Origin of the sequence: Acidovorax sp. PRC11, from assembly GCF_031844105.1 — a bacterium.
Taxonomy (GTDB): domain Bacteria; phylum Pseudomonadota; class Gammaproteobacteria; order Burkholderiales; family Burkholderiaceae_C; genus Paracidovorax.
In genome coordinates this window covers 140,345-155,772 of record NZ_JAUZUQ010000006.1, presented here as the reverse complement: position 1 = coordinate 155,772, position 15,428 = coordinate 140,345, and the positions used below count along the sequence as shown (strand labels likewise).

The 15,428-nt window shown below is 70.2% G+C and carries 14 protein-coding genes; 8 read left to right on the top strand and 6 right to left on the bottom strand.

From position 1 onward, the window contains the following. Positions 1 to 3: 3 nt before the first annotated feature. The 3 genes from ggt to Q9R47_RS08980 all read left to right on the top strand — a co-directional run bounded on the left by ggt (position 4) and on the right by Q9R47_RS08980 (position 3,651). Entirely contained in the window at positions 4 to 1,638 is a 1,635-nt protein-coding gene (ggt, locus tag Q9R47_RS08990; protein ID WP_311232863.1) for a gamma-glutamyltransferase, read from the top strand. A gap of 166 nt (positions 1,639 to 1,804) precedes the next feature. Further along, positions 1,805 to 2,404: a YfiR family protein gene (locus tag Q9R47_RS08985; protein WP_311232862.1), complete on the top strand. Its 600-nt coding sequence runs from the start codon at positions 1,805 to 1,807 to the stop codon at positions 2,402 to 2,404. Continuing rightward, the gene (locus Q9R47_RS08980; protein ID WP_311232861.1) at positions 2,401 to 3,651 is read left to right on the top strand and encodes a diguanylate cyclase domain-containing protein; all 1,251 of its coding nucleotides are present in this window, start codon (positions 2,401 to 2,403) and stop codon (positions 3,649 to 3,651) included. The genes Q9R47_RS08985 and Q9R47_RS08980 overlap by 4 nt, the downstream gene beginning before the upstream one ends. Positions 3,652 to 3,708: 57 nt before the next feature. Here Q9R47_RS08980 and Q9R47_RS08975 read toward each other — a convergent pair whose 3' ends face one another. The 6 genes from Q9R47_RS08975 to Q9R47_RS08950 form a co-directional block, all read right to left on the bottom strand. After that, on the bottom strand, positions 3,709 to 4,599 hold the full coding sequence (locus Q9R47_RS08975; RefSeq protein WP_311232860.1) for a zinc-dependent peptidase: 891 nt from the start codon (positions 4,597 to 4,599) through the stop codon (positions 3,709 to 3,711). 4 nt (positions 4,600 to 4,603) lie between these two features. Continuing rightward, positions 4,604 to 5,401: a UDP-2,3-diacylglucosamine diphosphatase gene (locus Q9R47_RS08970; RefSeq protein ID WP_311232859.1), complete on the bottom strand. Its 798-nt coding sequence runs from the start codon at positions 5,399 to 5,401 to the stop codon at positions 4,604 to 4,606. Positions 5,402 to 5,460: 59 nt separating this feature from the next. After that, positions 5,461 to 5,967: a peptidylprolyl isomerase gene (locus Q9R47_RS08965; protein WP_311232858.1), complete on the bottom strand. Its 507-nt coding sequence runs from the start codon at positions 5,965 to 5,967 to the stop codon at positions 5,461 to 5,463. Positions 5,968 to 6,034: 67 nt separating this feature from the next. Further along, the gene (locus Q9R47_RS08960; protein ID WP_311232857.1) at positions 6,035 to 6,631 is read right to left on the bottom strand and encodes a peptidylprolyl isomerase; all 597 of its coding nucleotides are present in this window, start codon (positions 6,629 to 6,631) and stop codon (positions 6,035 to 6,037) included. Continuing rightward, positions 6,628 to 7,941, bottom strand: coding sequence for a L,D-transpeptidase family protein (locus tag Q9R47_RS08955; RefSeq protein WP_311232969.1), 1,314 nt, complete (start codon positions 7,939 to 7,941; stop codon positions 6,628 to 6,630). Before Q9R47_RS08955 ends, Q9R47_RS08960 begins: the two co-directional genes overlap by 4 nt. A gap of 130 nt (positions 7,942 to 8,071) precedes the next feature. After that, the gene (locus Q9R47_RS08950) at positions 8,072 to 9,199 is read right to left on the bottom strand and encodes a tetratricopeptide repeat protein (protein ID WP_311232856.1); all 1,128 of its coding nucleotides are present in this window, start codon (positions 9,197 to 9,199) and stop codon (positions 8,072 to 8,074) included. A gap of 225 nt (positions 9,200 to 9,424) precedes the next feature. On the opposite strand from Q9R47_RS08950, the gene cysS reads away from it, so the two are divergent. The 5 genes from cysS to Q9R47_RS08925 all read left to right on the top strand — a co-directional run bounded on the left by cysS (position 9,425) and on the right by Q9R47_RS08925 (position 15,408). Then, positions 9,425 to 10,804 carry a cysteine--tRNA ligase gene (gene cysS / locus Q9R47_RS08945; protein ID WP_311232855.1) on the top strand — a complete coding sequence of 460 codons (1,380 nt, stop codon included), beginning with the start codon at positions 9,425 to 9,427 and terminating at the stop codon, positions 10,802 to 10,804. Positions 10,805 to 10,869: 65 nt separating this feature from the next. After that, on the top strand, positions 10,870 to 11,529 hold the full coding sequence (locus Q9R47_RS08940) for a DNA-3-methyladenine glycosylase 2 family protein (RefSeq protein ID WP_311232854.1): 660 nt from the start codon (positions 10,870 to 10,872) through the stop codon (positions 11,527 to 11,529). 90 nt (positions 11,530 to 11,619) lie between these two features. Beyond that, on the top strand, positions 11,620 to 12,594 hold the full coding sequence (locus Q9R47_RS08935; RefSeq protein ID WP_311232853.1) for an acetyl-CoA carboxylase carboxyltransferase subunit alpha: 975 nt from the start codon (positions 11,620 to 11,622) through the stop codon (positions 12,592 to 12,594). A 359-nt stretch (positions 12,595 to 12,953) separates the two neighbouring features. Then, complete coding sequence (gene tilS, locus Q9R47_RS08930) at positions 12,954 to 13,937, top strand: tRNA lysidine(34) synthetase TilS (RefSeq protein ID WP_311232852.1); 984 nt, start codon at positions 12,954 to 12,956, stop codon at positions 13,935 to 13,937. A gap of 199 nt (positions 13,938 to 14,136) precedes the next feature. Then, a complete protein-coding gene (locus Q9R47_RS08925; protein ID WP_311232851.1) occupies positions 14,137 to 15,408 on the top strand; it encodes an aspartate kinase in 1,272 nt (423 codons plus the stop codon). The last annotated feature ends 20 nt before the right edge of the window (positions 15,409 to 15,428 follow it).

Here is a 15,428-nt window from a genome sequence, read left to right as displayed (position 1 = left end):
GCCATGACCCACGAAGCCATGGTGTCCTGCCCGCAGCCCGAGGCGGCCGAATCGGGCATCGAGATCCTGCGCGCGGGCGGCAACGCGGTGGATGCCGCCGTCGCCATCGCGCTCGCCCAGGCCGTCGTGGACCCGCTCATGTGCGGCATCGCCGGATTCGGCACGGCGGCCGTCTGCATGCAGGGCGCGAACGGGCCCGCGGCCCACGAATACTTCGATTTCCACTCTCCCGCGCCGCTCGCCTGCCGCGAGGACATGTGGGCCGACCTGCTCGAGGGCGAAACCAAGGACGGCTTCGGCTTCATCCTGAAGGGCCGCGTGAACGACATCGGCCCGCAGTCCATCGGCACGCCCGCCACGCTCAAGGGGCTGGAGGCCATGCACCGCGCGCACGGCCGCCTGCCGTGGAGGGACGTGGTGGCGCCCGCCATCGCCTGGGCGCGCGAGGGCTTCTTCGTGCGGCCCGGCATGCATGCCTTTTGGATCGACGAGCCCACCATGGGCCGGGCCAGCAACCTCGACCGCTTGCGCTACAGCGACGAAGGCCGCGCGCTCTACTGCCGTCCGGACGGCTCGCCCAGGCCGATCGGCACACCCCTCGCCAACCCCGGCATGGCCGGCGTGCTGGAGCAGGTGGCCGAGGAAGGCATCGCCCCGTTCTACGAAGGCGAACTCGCGGCGCGCATGGTGGAGCACGTGCGGTCGGTCGGCGGCCTGTTGACGCGCGAAGACCTGGCCCGCTACGCGGTGCGACGCACGGCCCCGCTCACCGGCAGCTACCGCGGCCGCACCGTCACCACCAACCAGCCTCCGGGCGGCGGCGCGATGCTGCTGCAGATGCTGAACATCCTGGAGAACTTCCCGCTCGCGGAGATGGAGCACAACGGCCCGGCCTACCTGCGCCTGCTCAGCGAGGCGATGAAGAAGGCCACGTCGGACAAGGACCGCCACATCGGTGATCCGGCCTTCGTGGAAGTGCCGCTGGAGCAATTGCTCTCCAAGAACGGTGCGGCCCGCGTGGCCGAGCAGATCCGCGCGGGCCACCGGTTCCGCGTGGAGCGCGTGAACCCCGGTGCGCCCGTGCCGCGCGACACCACGCACCTGAGCGTGGTCGATGGCGACGGCAATTGCGTGTCGATGACGCATTCGCTGGCCATGCCATCGGGCGTGATCACGCCGGGCATGGGCTTTTTCTACAACGGCTGCATGGGCGTGTTCGATCCGCGCCCCGGCCGCGCGGGCAGCATCCAGCCGGGCAAGAGCCGCTTCACGTCGTCGTGCCCGAGCATCGTCTTCCGGGATGGCAAACCCGAGATCGTGCTCGGCGCGCCCGGCGGCACGCAGATCGCCATGGGCGTGCTGCAGGTGCTGCTCAACATGATCGACCACGGCATGGGCATGCAGGAGGCCGTCTCGGCGCCGCGTTTCTCGTCCACCAGCAACTCCATCGACGTGTGCAACCGCATCCCGCGCTACGTCACGCGCGAACTGCAGGCGGACGGCTACGAAGTGTTCCGCAACCCGTACAACTACACCATCGGCTGGGTGCACGGCGTGCAGATCGGGGCGGACGGCCGCCTGCACGGCGGCGCCGATCCGGGGCGCGACGGGGTGGCGCTGCGCACGGCCGTGGCTTGAGCGGGACGGGCCTGCCGCGGCGGCGGGGGCGGGGGTGCGCCGAGCGGCTGTAGGCCGGCGCCGCGTGCGGTCCGGGCTCATCGGCAGGGCCGGTACACTGCGCGGCAGGGCGGAGTGACGCCCTGTTCCCCGCCCGTTCGTCCCCCGTACCGCCGCGCCAGTGCCCGTGTTTCCGACTTTCATCCGCCTGCCATTCCGGACGTTCTTCCTCCGCGCGACGGCGTCGCGATACCTGCATACCCTGGCCCTGGGCGCTTTCGTGGCCTGGCTGGCCGCCTGGCACGGCGCGGCACTGCCCCAGGGCCTGTCCGGCACCGATGCGAAGACCCGGTCCGTCACGCAGACCGTGCTCGGCATCGTCGGCTACAGCCGCTGGCCCGGCGATCCCCAGCCCGTGCGGCTCTGCGTGGTGGGCGCCACCGAATACGCCGACGAACTCCTGCAGGGCACCGAGCCCCTCCATTCCCGCCGCATCGAAGTGCGCCGCCTGCGGCTGGACGATGCCACGCTCGCCACCTCCTGCGACGGCATCTATGCGGGCCGCCTGGACGACGACGAATGGCGCAGGCTGGCGGAGCGGATCGGCCCGCAGGCCGTCCTGTCGATCGGCGAGCGGCGCGAGCTGTGCCGCATCGGCTGCATGTTCTGCCTGGACGTGCGGCCGGAAGGCGTGGGCTTCGAGAGCAATCCGGAAGCGGTCGCGCGCAGCGGCGTGCGGGTCAACCCCCGCGTGCTGCAGCTGTCGCGCCGGAAGGCCGGCCCGTGACGCAGGCCGCCCGGCCCGAACGCGCCCGACGCGCCTGGCAGGAAACCTTGCGCGCCACGGTGCTGCGCGCACACCTGAGCATGGCGCTGCTGGCCGTGGCCCTTGCCGGCGTGCTGCTGGTGCTGGCCGGGCTGGTGGCCCTGCGGTTCTACATGGACAGCAACCTGCAGCTGGTGGCGCGTTCGCTGGCCTACACCGCGGAAGCGGCCGTGGTGTTCGACGACCGCGCCGAGGCCGAGTCCACGCTGCGCCGCATGGTGCAGGACGAAGGCGTCGCCGAGGCGCGGGTGACGGATGCGCAAGGCGCCGTCTTCGCCGAATGGCGCGCGGAACGCCACGACCTCACAGGGCGGCTGGCCCATGCCGTGGCGGCGCTGGTGATGCTGGAGCCGGTCTCCGAGCCCATCCTCTACGACGGAGAACCTGCCGGGTCCGTCACGCTGCGCAGCGACGGTCTGGGGCTGCTGCGGTTCGTCGCCGCCGGGCTCATCCTTTTGCTGCTGTGCATGTCGGTGAGCGGGGCGGTGGGCACCTGGATGGCGCGGCGCATGCTCCGCGACATGGTGGTGCCGCTGCAGGCGCTGGCGGGCGTGGCGCGCACGGTACGCCGCAAGCAGGCTCGGGGCCTGCGCGTGCCACCCGCCCGCATCGCCGAGATGGATGCGCTGGGCGACGACTTCAACGCGCTCCTGGAGGAGCTCGAACGCCGCGAAGCGCTGCTGGAGCAGCGCAACGAGGAGCTCTCGCGCCAGGCGCTGCACGACAGCCTGACCGGGCTGCCCAACCGGGCGTACTTTGAACAGCATCTGCAGGCCCGGCTCGCCGAGGCGCGCAGGGCGGGCACCTCGGTCGCGCTGCTGTTCCTGGACAACGACCATTTCAAGTCCGTGAACGATCGCCACGGGCACGCCGCCGGCGACGCCCTGCTCGTGGCCGTGGCGCAGCGCCTGCGCGCCCAGCTGCGGGAGTCGGACCTCGTCGCGCGCCTCGGCGGCGACGAGTTCGCCATCGTGATGGCGCCTGCACAGAACACACAGGATGCGGAGCGCATGGCGGACCGCGTGGTGCGTGCCATGCGCGACCCGGTGCCGCTGCCCGGCGGCGCGCGCCTGCAGACGTCGGTGAGCGTCGGCGTGGCGCTGTTCCCGCAGCATGCACAGGACATCGCAGGCCTGCTGCGCGCCGCCGACGACGCCATGTACGAGGTCAAGGCCGAGGGCCGCGGCCACCACCGCATGGCGGCCTGACGGCCCATCCAGCCCCACCCAGCCCGGCCAGCCCAGGCCATCCAAAAAGGTGCGGGGTCAGCCGCCCGGGCGGAAGTAGGCGTCCAGCACCGGCATCAGCGTCGGGAATTCCTGCGCGAAGCGTTCGCGGCTGACGAAATAGGCCTCGCACGCCACGGCGAAGAACTCCGCGGGTGCGGTGGCGCCGTAGGCATCGAGCCACGGCCGCTCGCCGCCGAACCGCTCGGCGATGATGACGCGCTCGCGGAAGTCCTCGTACGCGGGCTCCCAGGCGGCGCGCCAGCGCTCCCGCGCCGCGCCTGCGCCTTGCGTGCCGAGGAAGCCCGCGGGCAGCGGGGGGTAGCCGTCCGCCCCGCCGTTGCGCATGTCCAGCTTGTGCGCGAACTCGTGCACCACCACGCTCGTGCCGCTGCCCCGCTCGCCGCCCGACAGCGGCCGGCCGGCGCCGTCCACGGCGGGCCAGCTCAGCATCACCGGGCCGCGCTCCATGGCCTCGCCGAGCAGCACTTCGTCGTAATCGTGCACCACGCCGGCTGCGTCCACGGCCTGCCGGCGCGCCACCGCCTCGCCGGGATGGACGACGATGCCCACGAAGTCGTCATACCACGCCAGGGCCTTGGCCGGCTCGCCCCAGTGCAGGAGCGGCAGACAGGCCTGTGCGGCGATGGCCACCGCCATGGCGTCGGTCACCTCCAGCCCGTGGACGCCGGTGAACTCCTTGCGCTGCAGGAAGAGCGCGCTCAGGGCGCGCAGCTTGGCCTGGTCCTGCAGGGGCAGCGCGCCCAGGAAGGCGTAGCGCTGCACGGTCTGCATCCACAGCGTGGCCGGTATCTCCGGCACGGGAGCGAGCGTGGAACGCACGCGGCGCGAAAGCCGGTTCAGCAGGCGGGCGAAGCCGGATGCGGGAGCGGAGGAGGCGGCCGGAGCAGGGGCGGGGTTGGCGGGCATGCCGCTATCTGGGGACGAGGCGGATGCGTTCCAAGCCCGTGACGCCGAGGCGCAGTGCCTCGGCGCGCGGCCCGGGGGCTTCCAGATCCCAATCGGTGAGCACGTGGCGGGCGAGGGGGCTGCCTTCGCCGGCTTCGCCCAGCGCATGGTCGGCCGGCAGATGGGTATGCCCGTGGATCAGCGCGTGCGCGCGCGCGGCATGCAGCCACTGCAGCGTGGCGCCGTCGTCCACGTCGCCGTAGAAGGCGGTGCCCGCCTGCTTGCGGGCCTCGCTCTCGGTGCGGGCGCTGCGCCCCTGGGCGCGGCGCTCCGCGAGCGGGCGCGCGAGCAGCTGCGCCTGCCACTGCGGGTCGCGCGCGATGGCGCGGAATTTCTGGTAGGGCACGTCGGCCAGGCACAGTGCATCGCCGTGGCTCAGCAGCCAGCGGCGGCCGGCGAAGACGAGCACGGTCGGGTCCTGCAGCACGGGAATGCCCGTGGCCTGCGTGAACCCCGCACCCACGAGGAAATCGCGGTTGCCGTGCATGAAGTACATCGCCCTGCGCAATGCGGCTTCGCGCAGGCGCTCGCAGCAGGCGGCCTCGAAGCTGCCGGATTCGTGCAGGGCATCGTCGCCCACCCAGACCTCGAACACGTCACCCAAAAGGAACACGGCATCGGCCGGCGTCGTGTCCAGGTAGCGGAAGAGGGCCTCCACCGTGCGGGGGTGGTCCGCCTCCAGGTGCAGGTCGGAGATGAAATCGATCGTGCGCCACGCGTCGGGCGCCACGAACTCCCGGATGTCGGGCACAGGCAGGCTCATGACAGGACGGGATTCAGAAGTGCTTCGCGCCAGGCGGCGCAAAGCGACTCAGGGGGGAATCAGACCAGAACGGCCTTCTCGATGATGACGTCGTCCTTCGGCACGTCGTCGTGGAAGCCCTTGCGGCCGGTCTTCACGCCCTTGATGGCGTCCACGATTTCGGTGCCCTTGACCACCTTGCCGAACACGGCATAGCCCCAGCCTTGTGCGGACGGCGCGGTGTGGTTCAGGAAGCCGTTGTCGGCGACGTTGATGAAGAACTGCGCGGTGGCCGAGTGCGGGTCGCTGGTGCGGGCCATGGCCACGGTGTACTTGTCGTTCTTCAGGCCGTTCTGGGCCTCGTTCTCGATCGCGGCGTCGGTGCCCTTTTGGTTCATGCCGGGCTCGAAGCCGCCGCCCTGGATCATGAAGCCGGGGATCACGCGGTGGAATACGGTGTTGTCGTAGTGGCCCTTCTTCACGTAGGCGAGGAAGTTCTCGGTGGACTTGGGCGCCTTCTCGGCGTCGAGTTCGAGGACGATCACGCCGTGGCCGGCGATGTGGAGTTCGACTTGCGGGTTGCTCATTTCTGTTTCCTTGGAAAGTCCCGGGTGGGGACGATGGAGGTGCGTGCGAGGTGCCCTGGCGCGGCGCTCATTGCACCACGGTGGCGGTCTTGATCACGACGGGCGTGGCCGGCACGCTCTGGTGCATGCCGCGGTTGGCCGTCTCGACGGCCTTGATCTTGTCCACCACGTCCTTGCCGCTCACGACCCTGCCGAACACGGCATAGCCGTGGCCGTCGGGATTGGGGGCATTGAGGGCGATGTTGTCCTTCACGTTGATGAAGAACTGCGACGTGGCCGAATCCGGGCTGCCAGTGCGCGCCATGGCGATGGTATAGGCATTGTTCTTGAGACCGTTGGCGGACTCCAGCGGGATCGGCGGGCGCGTGGGCTTCTGCTTCATGTCGGGCGTGAATCCGCCGCCCTGGATCATGAACCCGTCGATCACGCGATGGAAGATCGTACCGTCGTAGTGCTTGTCCTTCACGTACTGCAGGAAGTTCTCGACCGTCTTCGGCGCCTTGGCGGCATCGAGCTGCAGCACGATGTCGCCCAGGCTGGTTTCCAGCTTGACCTTCGGCGCCGCGTCAGCGGTCTGCGCGAAAGCGGACGGGGCCAGCGCCGTGCAGGCGAAGCCGGCGGCCAGCGCCAGGGCGGCGCAGCGTCGGGAAAGCAGGTTCGTCATCCAATCACTCCTTCGAAAAAGATCTGCCATTGCTGGCCCTTGCGGGTCCAGTACTGGCGCTTCACGGGCCCGGTGCGGGCGCCCTCGGCGACTTCGCCGAAGGTCACCACCATGGTGTCGGAGGCATCCTTCCAGCGCAGCAGCGAGCGGTCCTTGAGGTGCAGGGGCCGGCCGCGCAGGGCACGGACCTCGGTGTCCAGCGTTTTCGCGTAGTCCGCCAGGGGCATCTTGCCGTAGCTCTGGAAGTCCGGCGCATAGAAGGACATCAGCCGCCGCACGTCGCCCTGCGACTTGGCGCCGCGCCACGCATCGAGCACGGCCTCGAACTGGCGGCGCTCGGTCTGCACGGCCTGCGGCTGCACCCAGTCGATGCGGCGCGTGATCACCACCGGCGTGGAGCGCGGCTCCACCGTGCGCAGGATGCGCTCCAGATCGGGGTTGGCCAGCGCGAGGCAGCCGTCGGTGGACAGCGGCGCGCGCGAGAACTGATCGGAGGGCGTGCCATGCAGCCAGATGCCGCTGCCGGTCTTGCCGCGGCTCTGGTCCAGCGGATTCGGGTAGTTGATCGGCAGCGCGCCCGCGCCGTAGAAATCCTTGAGCGTCGCGGGATCGAGGCGGCTGGTGATGAAATAGACGCCCAGCGGCGTGCGCTGGTCGCCCTCCAGCGCTTTCTCGATGCCGAGCTTGCCGACGGAGGCGTAGTAGTCGGCCACCAGCTCCATGCCCTGTTCGGTGTTCTGGAACAGGTAGAGCCGCGAGCGCGAGGCATCGACCGCGATGGCATGGCGCGAGCGCGGCGACAGCTCGATGAACTGCGCCGGGATGGTGCGGGCCCCCGGGCGCACGCGCAGCGCGTCCGTGCGCTGGCGGGATTCGGCCCGCAGCTCGGCCAGCACCTCGGCCGCATTCGGCGACGGTGGCTGGGGTGCGTCGCCCTGGCCCGCGGGCACGTCGCCCAACTGGCGCAGCGGCCGCGTGCGGGCCGAGAGCAGATCGCCCAGCGCGAGCTGCGCCAGCTGGAAATTGGGGTAGTCGCGCGCCAGGGCTTCGGCCTTGGCGAGCGCCTCGCGGCCACGGCCTTCGCCGGTGAGCCGGTAGACCTCCATGAGGCGCTGCTCGGCCTGGCCGTCGCGCAGGGGCGCCTGCTGCGCGCGGGCGGGCGCCTTGGACGCAGCGCGCTTGCCGCGGGCGATGCTGCGCTCCTTGTCGCCCTGCGCCCAGGCGGCCGGAGGCCACAGCGCGCCGCACAGCACCGACACGGCGGCTGCCGCCGCCACCGTGCGGCTCCGGATGTTCATCGCCACGGACATGCGGATCAGCAGACGGGGCGCAGGAGAGCGGCCGGCCATGCGCGCACGCGGCGGCACGCCCGCGCGGCGGTGCCCGGGCCACGGCGTGGAGGCCGGAGGGAAGAGGGCGCGCCCGCCTGCCGAACCGCCATCAGCCGCCGGTGGACTCGCGGACGATCAGCCACCGGCCCGCGGGGGTGTAGACCATGTCGAGGGTCTTGCGGCTGGTGACGCTGTACGCGCCCGAGCTGTAGCCCTGCCGGAAGCGTGCCTGGGCCTTGTTGTCCTTCACCGTGACGTTCAGGTCGTTCACGGTGACGTTGATCTTGGCGCGGCCGACGATGCGGTCGCGGCGCTCCTTCTCCCAGGCGGCGCGGCTCAGCTTGCCCGGGGGCGTGAAGGAGGCATCGTAGGCGCCCAGGTAACCATGCATGTCCTGGCTCTCCCAGGCGCTCGCCCAGGCGCGCACCGCGGACATGACCTCGCGCTCGGCAGCCGCCGTGGAAGACGACGCGGCTGCCGGTGCGGGCGCGGGTGCTGCCGCGGGAGCCGGCGCCGGAGCGGGTGCGGGCACGGGTGCCGCAGCAGGGGCCGGTGCCGGCGCAGGCGTCGCGGGACGCGCGGGTGCCGGGGCCGGCGACGCCGCGGGAGCAGGCGCGGGCGCCGGTGCGGAGGCCGTGGCCGCGGCGGTCGTCCGCGCATTCGCGGGGGCCACCTGCGTGCCCGTGGCCTTGGCCGTGGCGGCCTTGCCGGCGTCGCTGGAGAAGAGGTCGCGGATCAGCGCGAGCTTGGGGCGCAGCGTGCCGGCATTGGAGGCATCGAGCTGCAGCGCCTTGTTGTAGGCCTGGCTGGCGAGCTTGGCGTAGATGTCGCCCAGGTTCTCGTGCGCCGTGGCATAGCTGGGGTTGGTGCGGATCGCCATCTCGAGCGCGGTGCGCGCCTTGTCGAGCTGGTTCTGGTTCGCGTAGAGCACCGCGAGGTTGTTGTAGGGCTCCGGCAGTTCCGGATAGTCCTCGGTCAGCTTGGTGAACGTGGCCACCGCATCCGTCTGCTTGCCCGAGTCCGCCTGCGCCACACCGCGCAGGAAGCGCAGCTGCGGATCGCGCGGGTTCGCCAGCAGGCGCTGGTCGGCCTTGGCGAGCGCTTCCTGCGCCTTGCCGGCCTTCAGCAGCTGGGTGATCTCCGCATAGTCGTCCGCATGGGCCAGCGGCGCCCCCAGCAGGGCCGACAACGCAAGCAGTCGCAGGAGATGGGAGAGTGGGCGGCGGGCGTGCGTCATGGATGGGAAGGGGGTATGAACGTGTCGATCGGTAACGGGCCTTATACTGCCGCGAATTGTAGCCGAGGGGTTTTGCCATGCCGGTGCGCTGTTGCCGCTCCTGAACCGCGCAGCGCGCAGACGCTGCGCACGCCCCGCCCGACTGGACCACGAGGTGCCGCGCGACCGCGCCGGCACGGCCCGGAGGGCAGCCCCCGGCCCACCACCCCTCTTCACTGACACCCCATGAGTTTGCGCATCTACAACACGCTGTCGCGTGCGCTGGAGGACTTTTCCCCGCTGGAGCCCGGCCATGTCCGCATGTACGTGTGCGGCATGACCATCTACGACCTCTGCCACATCGGCCACGCCCGCATGATGATGGCGTTCGACGTGGTGCAGCGCTGGCTGCGCAGCAGTGGATACCGCGTCACCTACGTGCGCAACATCACCGACATCGACGACAAGATCATCCGCCGCGCGGTGGAGCGGGGCATCACGATCCGCGAACTCACGGACGAGATGACGGCGGCCATGCACCAGGACGTCGGCGCGCTCGCGATCGAGCGCCCCACGGTCGAGCCGCGCGCCACCGAATACGTGCCGCAGATGCTCGCGCTCATCGGCGCGCTGGAGGGCAAGGGCCTGGCCTACCGCGCCGGCAGCGGCGACGTGAACTACGCGGTGCGCAAGTTCCCGGGCTACGGCAAGCTCTCGGGCAAGTCGCTCGACGAGCTGCGCGCGGGCGAGCGCGTGGCCGTGCAGGACGACAAGCAGGACCCGCTCGACTTCGTGCTCTGGAAGGCCGCCAAGCCCGGCGAGCCGCCCGAGGCGAAATGGGACAGCCCCTTCGGCACCGGCCGCCCGGGCTGGCACATCGAATGCTCGGCCATGAGCTGCGCCACGCTCGGCGAGAGCTTCGACATCCACGGCGGCGGCGCGGACCTGCAGTTCCCCCACCACGAGAACGAGATCGCCCAGAGCGAGGGCGCGACGGGCCAGCCGCTCGCGCGCTTCTGGATGCACAACGGCTTCGTGCGGGTCGACAACGAGAAGATGAGCAAGTCGCTCGGCAACTTCTTCACCATCCGCGAAGTGCTGGAGCAGTACGACGCCGAGAGCGTGCGCTTCTTCATCGTGCGCACGCACTACCGCAGCCCGCTCAACTACAGTGACGTGCACCTGCAGGACGCGCGCTCGTCGCTCAAGCGCCTCTACACGGCGCTCTCGCTGGTGGCGCCGGACGACATCGGCGCGATCGACTGGTCCGATCCGCATGCCGCCCGCTTCAAGGCGGCCATGGACGAGGACTTCGGCACGCCCGAGGCGGTGGCCGTGCTCTTCGACCTGGCGGGCGAAGTGAACCGCACCCGGTCCGCGCGCACGGCCGGGCTGCTCAAGGCGCTGGGCTGCTGCCTGGGGCTGCTGCAGGGCGATCCGGGTACGTTCCTGCGCCAGGGCGTGCGGCTGGACGGCGCCGCGATCGAAGCGCACATCGCCGCGCGTGCGGCCGCCAAGGCGGCGAAGAAATTCGCCGAGGCCGACCGCATCCGGGGCGAACTGCTCGCGCAGGGCATCGTGCTCAAGGACTCCGCCGCCGGCACCACCTGGGAGGCCGCGCAGTGAGCCTGCCTTCCCGTCTTTTCCGCTTCCTGCCTGCGCAGCAGTTTTCCGTCCCGACAAGGTAATCCGTGGCCTCCAGCAAGAAACCAGCGGGGACGGCGGTGCCGTCCACCGCCCCCGGCTACTGGGCGGACGCCTGCCGCCACCTGGTCAAGAAGGACCGCGTCATGAAGCGGCTCATCCCGCAGCTGGGCGACGTCGCCCTGGTGGCGCGCGGCGACGCGTTCACCACGCTGGCGCGCAGCATCGTGGGCCAGCAGGTCTCGGTAGCGTCCGCGCAGAAGGTGTGGGACAAGTTCGCCGCGCTGCCGCGCGGCATGACGCCGGCCGACGTGCTCAAGCTCAAGGTGGACGACATGCGCGCCGCCGGCCTCTCCGCCCGCAAGGTGGACTACCTCGTGGACCTGGCGCTGCACTTCGACACCGGCCGCCTGCACGTCAAGGACTGGGACGCGATGGACGACGAAGCCATCGCGGCCGAGCTGGTCGCCATCCGCGGCATCGGCCGCTGGACGGCCGACATGTTCCTCATCTTCCATCTGGCGCGGCCGAACGTGCTGCCGCTGGACGACGCCACCCTGCTGCAGGGCATCAGCCAGCACTATTTCTCGGGCGACCCGGTGAGCCGCAGCGATGCCCGCGAAGTCGCCGAGGCCTGGAAACCCTGGTGCAGCGTGGCGAGTTGGTATATTTGGCGGTCGCTCGCACCCCTGCCGGTGGACTACTGACCGCCCGTCCGATCGACCGCGTTCCCGCGAACTGCGTGCGCAGCGCCCCGCCGCCGTGCGCGCCGGGGCCAGCCCCAAGGAGAAAACAAATTGGCGAAAAAGACTTTTCTGGATTTCGAGCAACCCATCGCGGAGCTTGAATCCAAGATCGAGGAGCTGCGCTACGTGCAGACCGAGAGCGCGGTGGACATCTCCGAGGAGATCGACCAGCTCAGCCGCAAGAGCCAGCAGCTCACCAAGGACATCTACGGCGAGCTGACGCCCTGGCAGATCACCAAGATCGCCCGCCACCCCGAGCGTCCCTACACGCTCGACTACGTGCGCGAGATCTTCACCGACTTCGTCGAGATGCACGGCGACCGGCACTTCGCCGACGACCTGTCCATCATCGGCGGGCTGGCGCGCTTCAACGGCCAGGCCTGCATGGTCATCGGCCACCAGAAGGGGCGCGACACCAAGGAGCGCGCCGCGCGCAACTTCGGCATGAGCCGGCCCGAGGGCTACCGCAAGGCCCTGCGCCTCATGAAGACGGCCGAGAAGTTCCACCTGCCGGTGTTCACCTTCGTGGACACGCCCGGCGCGTACCCCGGCATCGACGCGGAAGAGCGCGGCCAGTCCGAGGCGATCGGCCGCAACATCTTCGAGATGGCGCAGCTCGAAGTGCCCATCATCACCACGGTGATCGGCGAGGGCGGCTCCGGCGGCGCGCTGGCCATCAGCGTCGCCGACCAGGTCGTGATGCTGCAGTATTCGATCTACTCGGTGATCAGCCCCGAGGGCTGCGCCTCCATCCTCTGGAAGACCGGCGACAAGGCCCAGGACGCGGCCGACGCCATGGGCATCACCGCGCACCGCCTGAAGGCGCTGGGCCTGGTCGACAAGATCGTGAGCGAGCCCGTGGGCGGAGCGCACCGCGACCACAAGCAGATGGCCGCCTTCCTCAAGCGCGCGCTGGGCGATGCCTACCGCCAGCTGGCGGACCTCAAGGTGCGCGAGCTGCTGGACCGCCGCTACGAGCGCCTGCAGAGCTACGGGCGTTTCAACGATACCCGCGCTGAACGGTGACGCACCCCCCTGAGGCGCTGCGCGCCTTCCCCCCGCTCTCGCCGTGCTGCGCACGGCGGGCAGGGGAACGACGCCAGTGGCCCGGCGGAGCCGGTTCCACGGCGTCTGCTGGCTTGGCCTGCTCCGCGGCCATCGGACGGGCGAGGCCGCTTCGGGTTCGGGCGCCGGGGTTCTCCGCTGTCGCATGGGTTGTGAGGATGCGCTTGCCTGCGCGGCCGGTTCATTTCAGCATTGCCAAGCGGGCGGGCTCCAACTGTTTCGCAGACGAGATAGGTTGAGATGTCGGGGACATCCGTATCCATGCCTGCCGCACGGCCCTTCGGGGCCGTTTTTGTTTGTCCTGTGCAGAGGGCGGCGCGATGACGCGGGCGTTCGACGCGGCCATGGACCGTTTCCGGCCGGCGTTGCCGCTGGGGGTGGCGCTGAGCGGCGGGGCGGATTCGACGGCGCTGCTGCATGCGTGTGCGGAGCGCTTCCCGGGGCAGGTGCATGCGCTGCACGTGCACCATGGGCTGCAGGTTGCGGCCGACGGGTTCGAGGCGCACTGCCGGGCGCTGTGCGAGCGCCTGAACGTGCCGCTGCGCACTGCACGGGTGGATGCGCGGCATGCTGCGGGTGACAGCCCGGAGGACGCGGCGCGCCGGCATCGCTACGAGGCCCTGCGGACGCTGGCTGAAGGAGAGAACCGCGGCGGTCGTGCAGACGACATCCGCCGCGCAGGGGGGCAACCCGCGCTGGCATCCATCGCGTTCGCCCAGCATGCCGACGACCAGGTCGAGACGGTGCTGCTCGCACTCTCACGCGGCGCGGGCGTGGCGGGGCTGGCGGCCATGCCGGGCCACTGGCGGCGCGGCGGGATCGACTGGCACCGGCCGCTGCTCGAAGTCGCAGGCGCGGACGTGCGGGCGTGGCTGTCCGCCCGCGGCGAGGACTGGGTCGAGGACCCGACGAACACCGACGAGCGCTATACCCGCAACCGCATCCGCGCGCGGCTGCTGCCGGCGCTGGAGGCCGCGTTCCCGCAGTTCCGCGACACCTTCGCGCGCAGCGCATCGCATGCGGCGGAGGCCGCGGTGCTGCTGCGGGAGTTGGCCGAGGCCGATCTGCAGGCGATCGGGCAGCCGCCGCGCATCGCGGCGCTGCGCGCCCTCGGCCGCGAGCGCCAGGGCAATGCGCTGCGCCACTGGCTGCGCACCGTGCATGGCACCACCCCCTCGGCCGCGCAGCTCGGCGAACTGCTCGAGCAGATCGCCGCCTGCGCCACGCGCGGCCACCGCATCCGCATCAAGGTGGGGCGGGGCTTCGTGGTGCGCGAGGGCGATGGACTCGGTTGGTACAATTGACGGGTTTTGGTCTTCTTCCCTCACTTCGCACGAAACACGGCGGCGCGCCAAAACACCTCGGCCACAGAGCCCGTGCCTTACAGGCGCCGGCCCCTGTGAGGCCCAGGGGGCCTCTCCATCCCCGCAGGCCCGGTCCTGTGCCTTTCCTTGTTTCTCGTCTTATGCGCCGCGGCCTTCGTACCGTCACCCCGGATATCCAATGGCATTGATCGTTCACAAATACGGCGGCACATCGATGGGCTCCACGGAGCGCATCCGCAATGTCGCCAAGCGCGTCGCCAAGTGGGCGCGGGCGGGCCACCAGATGGTGGTGGTGCCCAGCGCCATGAGCGGCGAGACCAACCGCCTGCTCGGCCTGGCCAAGGAACTCGCTCCCTCGCGCGCTTCCTCCGCCTACCACCGCGAGCTCGACATGCTCGCCTCCACCGGCGAGCAGGCGTCCTCCGCCCTGCTGGCCATCGCGCTGCAGGCCGAAGGCATGGAGTCGGTGAGCTACGCCGGCTGGCAGGTGCCGATCCGCACCGACAGCTCCTACACCAAGGCCCGTATCGAATCCATCGACGACCAGCGCGTGCGCGCCGACCTCGCCGCCGGCAAGGTGGTGATCGTCACCGGCTTCCAGGGCATCGACGAGCACGGCCACATCACCACGCTGGGCCGTGGCGGCTCCGACACCTCGGCCGTGGCCGTGGCGGCGGCCATGAAGGCGGCCGAATGCCTGATCTACACCGACGTGGACGGCGTCTACACCACCGACCCGCGCGTGGTCGCCGAGGCGCGCCGCCTGCACACCGTGAGCTTCGAGGAAATGCTGGAGATGGCCAGCCTCGGCAGCAAGGTGCTGCAGATCCGCTCCGTGGAGTTCGCCGGCAAGTACAAGGTGCCGCTGCGCGTGCTCTCCAGCTTCACGCCCTGGGACATCGACATCGACGAAGAGGCCCGCTCCGGCACGCTCATCACTTTTGAGGAAGACGAAAAAATGGAACAAGCCGTCGTATCCGGCATCGCTTTCAACCGCGACGAGGCCAAGATCTCCGTGCTGGGCGTGCCCGACAAGCCCGGCATCGCCTACCAGATCCTGGGCGCCGTGGCCGACGCCAACATCGAGGTGGACGTCATCATCCAGAACCTCAGCAAGGACGGCAAGACCGACTTCAGCTTCACGGTGAACCGCAACGACTTCGCGCGCACCATCGATCTGCTCAAGGAAAAGGTCGTTCCCGCCCTGGGCGCGCAGGAAGTCGTCGGCGACGCCAAGATCTGCAAGGTGAGCATCGTCGGCATCGGCATGCGCAGCCACGTGGGCGTCGCCTCCAAGATGTTCCGCGTGCTGAGCGAAGAGGGCATCAACATCCAGATGATCTCCACCTCCGAGATCAAGACCTCCGTGGTCATCGACGAGAAGTACGTCGAGCTGGCCGTGCGCACGCTGCACAAGGCCTTCGAACTCGACCAGCCGTCCGCCGCCTGAGTTCGCTGAAGCGCGCGAAT

Excerpts from the sequence above, each read along its gene's own strand:
- ggt (WP_311232863.1), top strand. The coding sequence starts at position 4 with ATGACCCACGAAGCCATGGTGTCCTGCCCGCAGCCCGAGGCGGCCGAA.
- Q9R47_RS08975 (WP_311232860.1), bottom strand. The coding sequence starts at position 4,599 with ATGCCCGCCAACCCCGCCCCTGCTCCGGCCGCCTCCTCCGCTCCCGCA.
- Q9R47_RS08970 (WP_311232859.1), bottom strand. The coding sequence starts at position 5,401 with ATGAGCCTGCCTGTGCCCGACATCCGGGAGTTCGTGGCGCCCGACGCG.
- Q9R47_RS08965 (WP_311232858.1), bottom strand. The coding sequence starts at position 5,967 with ATGAGCAACCCGCAAGTCGAACTCCACATCGCCGGCCACGGCGTGATC.
- Q9R47_RS08960 (WP_311232857.1), bottom strand. The coding sequence starts at position 6,631 with ATGACGAACCTGCTTTCCCGACGCTGCGCCGCCCTGGCGCTGGCCGCC.
- Q9R47_RS08955 (WP_311232969.1), bottom strand. The coding sequence starts at position 7,941 with ATGTCCGTGGCGATGAACATCCGGAGCCGCACGGTGGCGGCGGCAGCC.
- Q9R47_RS08950 (WP_311232856.1), bottom strand. The coding sequence starts at position 9,199 with ATGACGCACGCCCGCCGCCCACTCTCCCATCTCCTGCGACTGCTTGCG.
- cysS (WP_311232855.1), top strand. The coding sequence starts at position 9,425 with ATGAGTTTGCGCATCTACAACACGCTGTCGCGTGCGCTGGAGGACTTT.
- tilS (WP_311232852.1), top strand. The coding sequence starts at position 12,954 with ATGACGCGGGCGTTCGACGCGGCCATGGACCGTTTCCGGCCGGCGTTG.
- Q9R47_RS08925 (WP_311232851.1), top strand. The coding sequence starts at position 14,137 with ATGGCATTGATCGTTCACAAATACGGCGGCACATCGATGGGCTCCACG.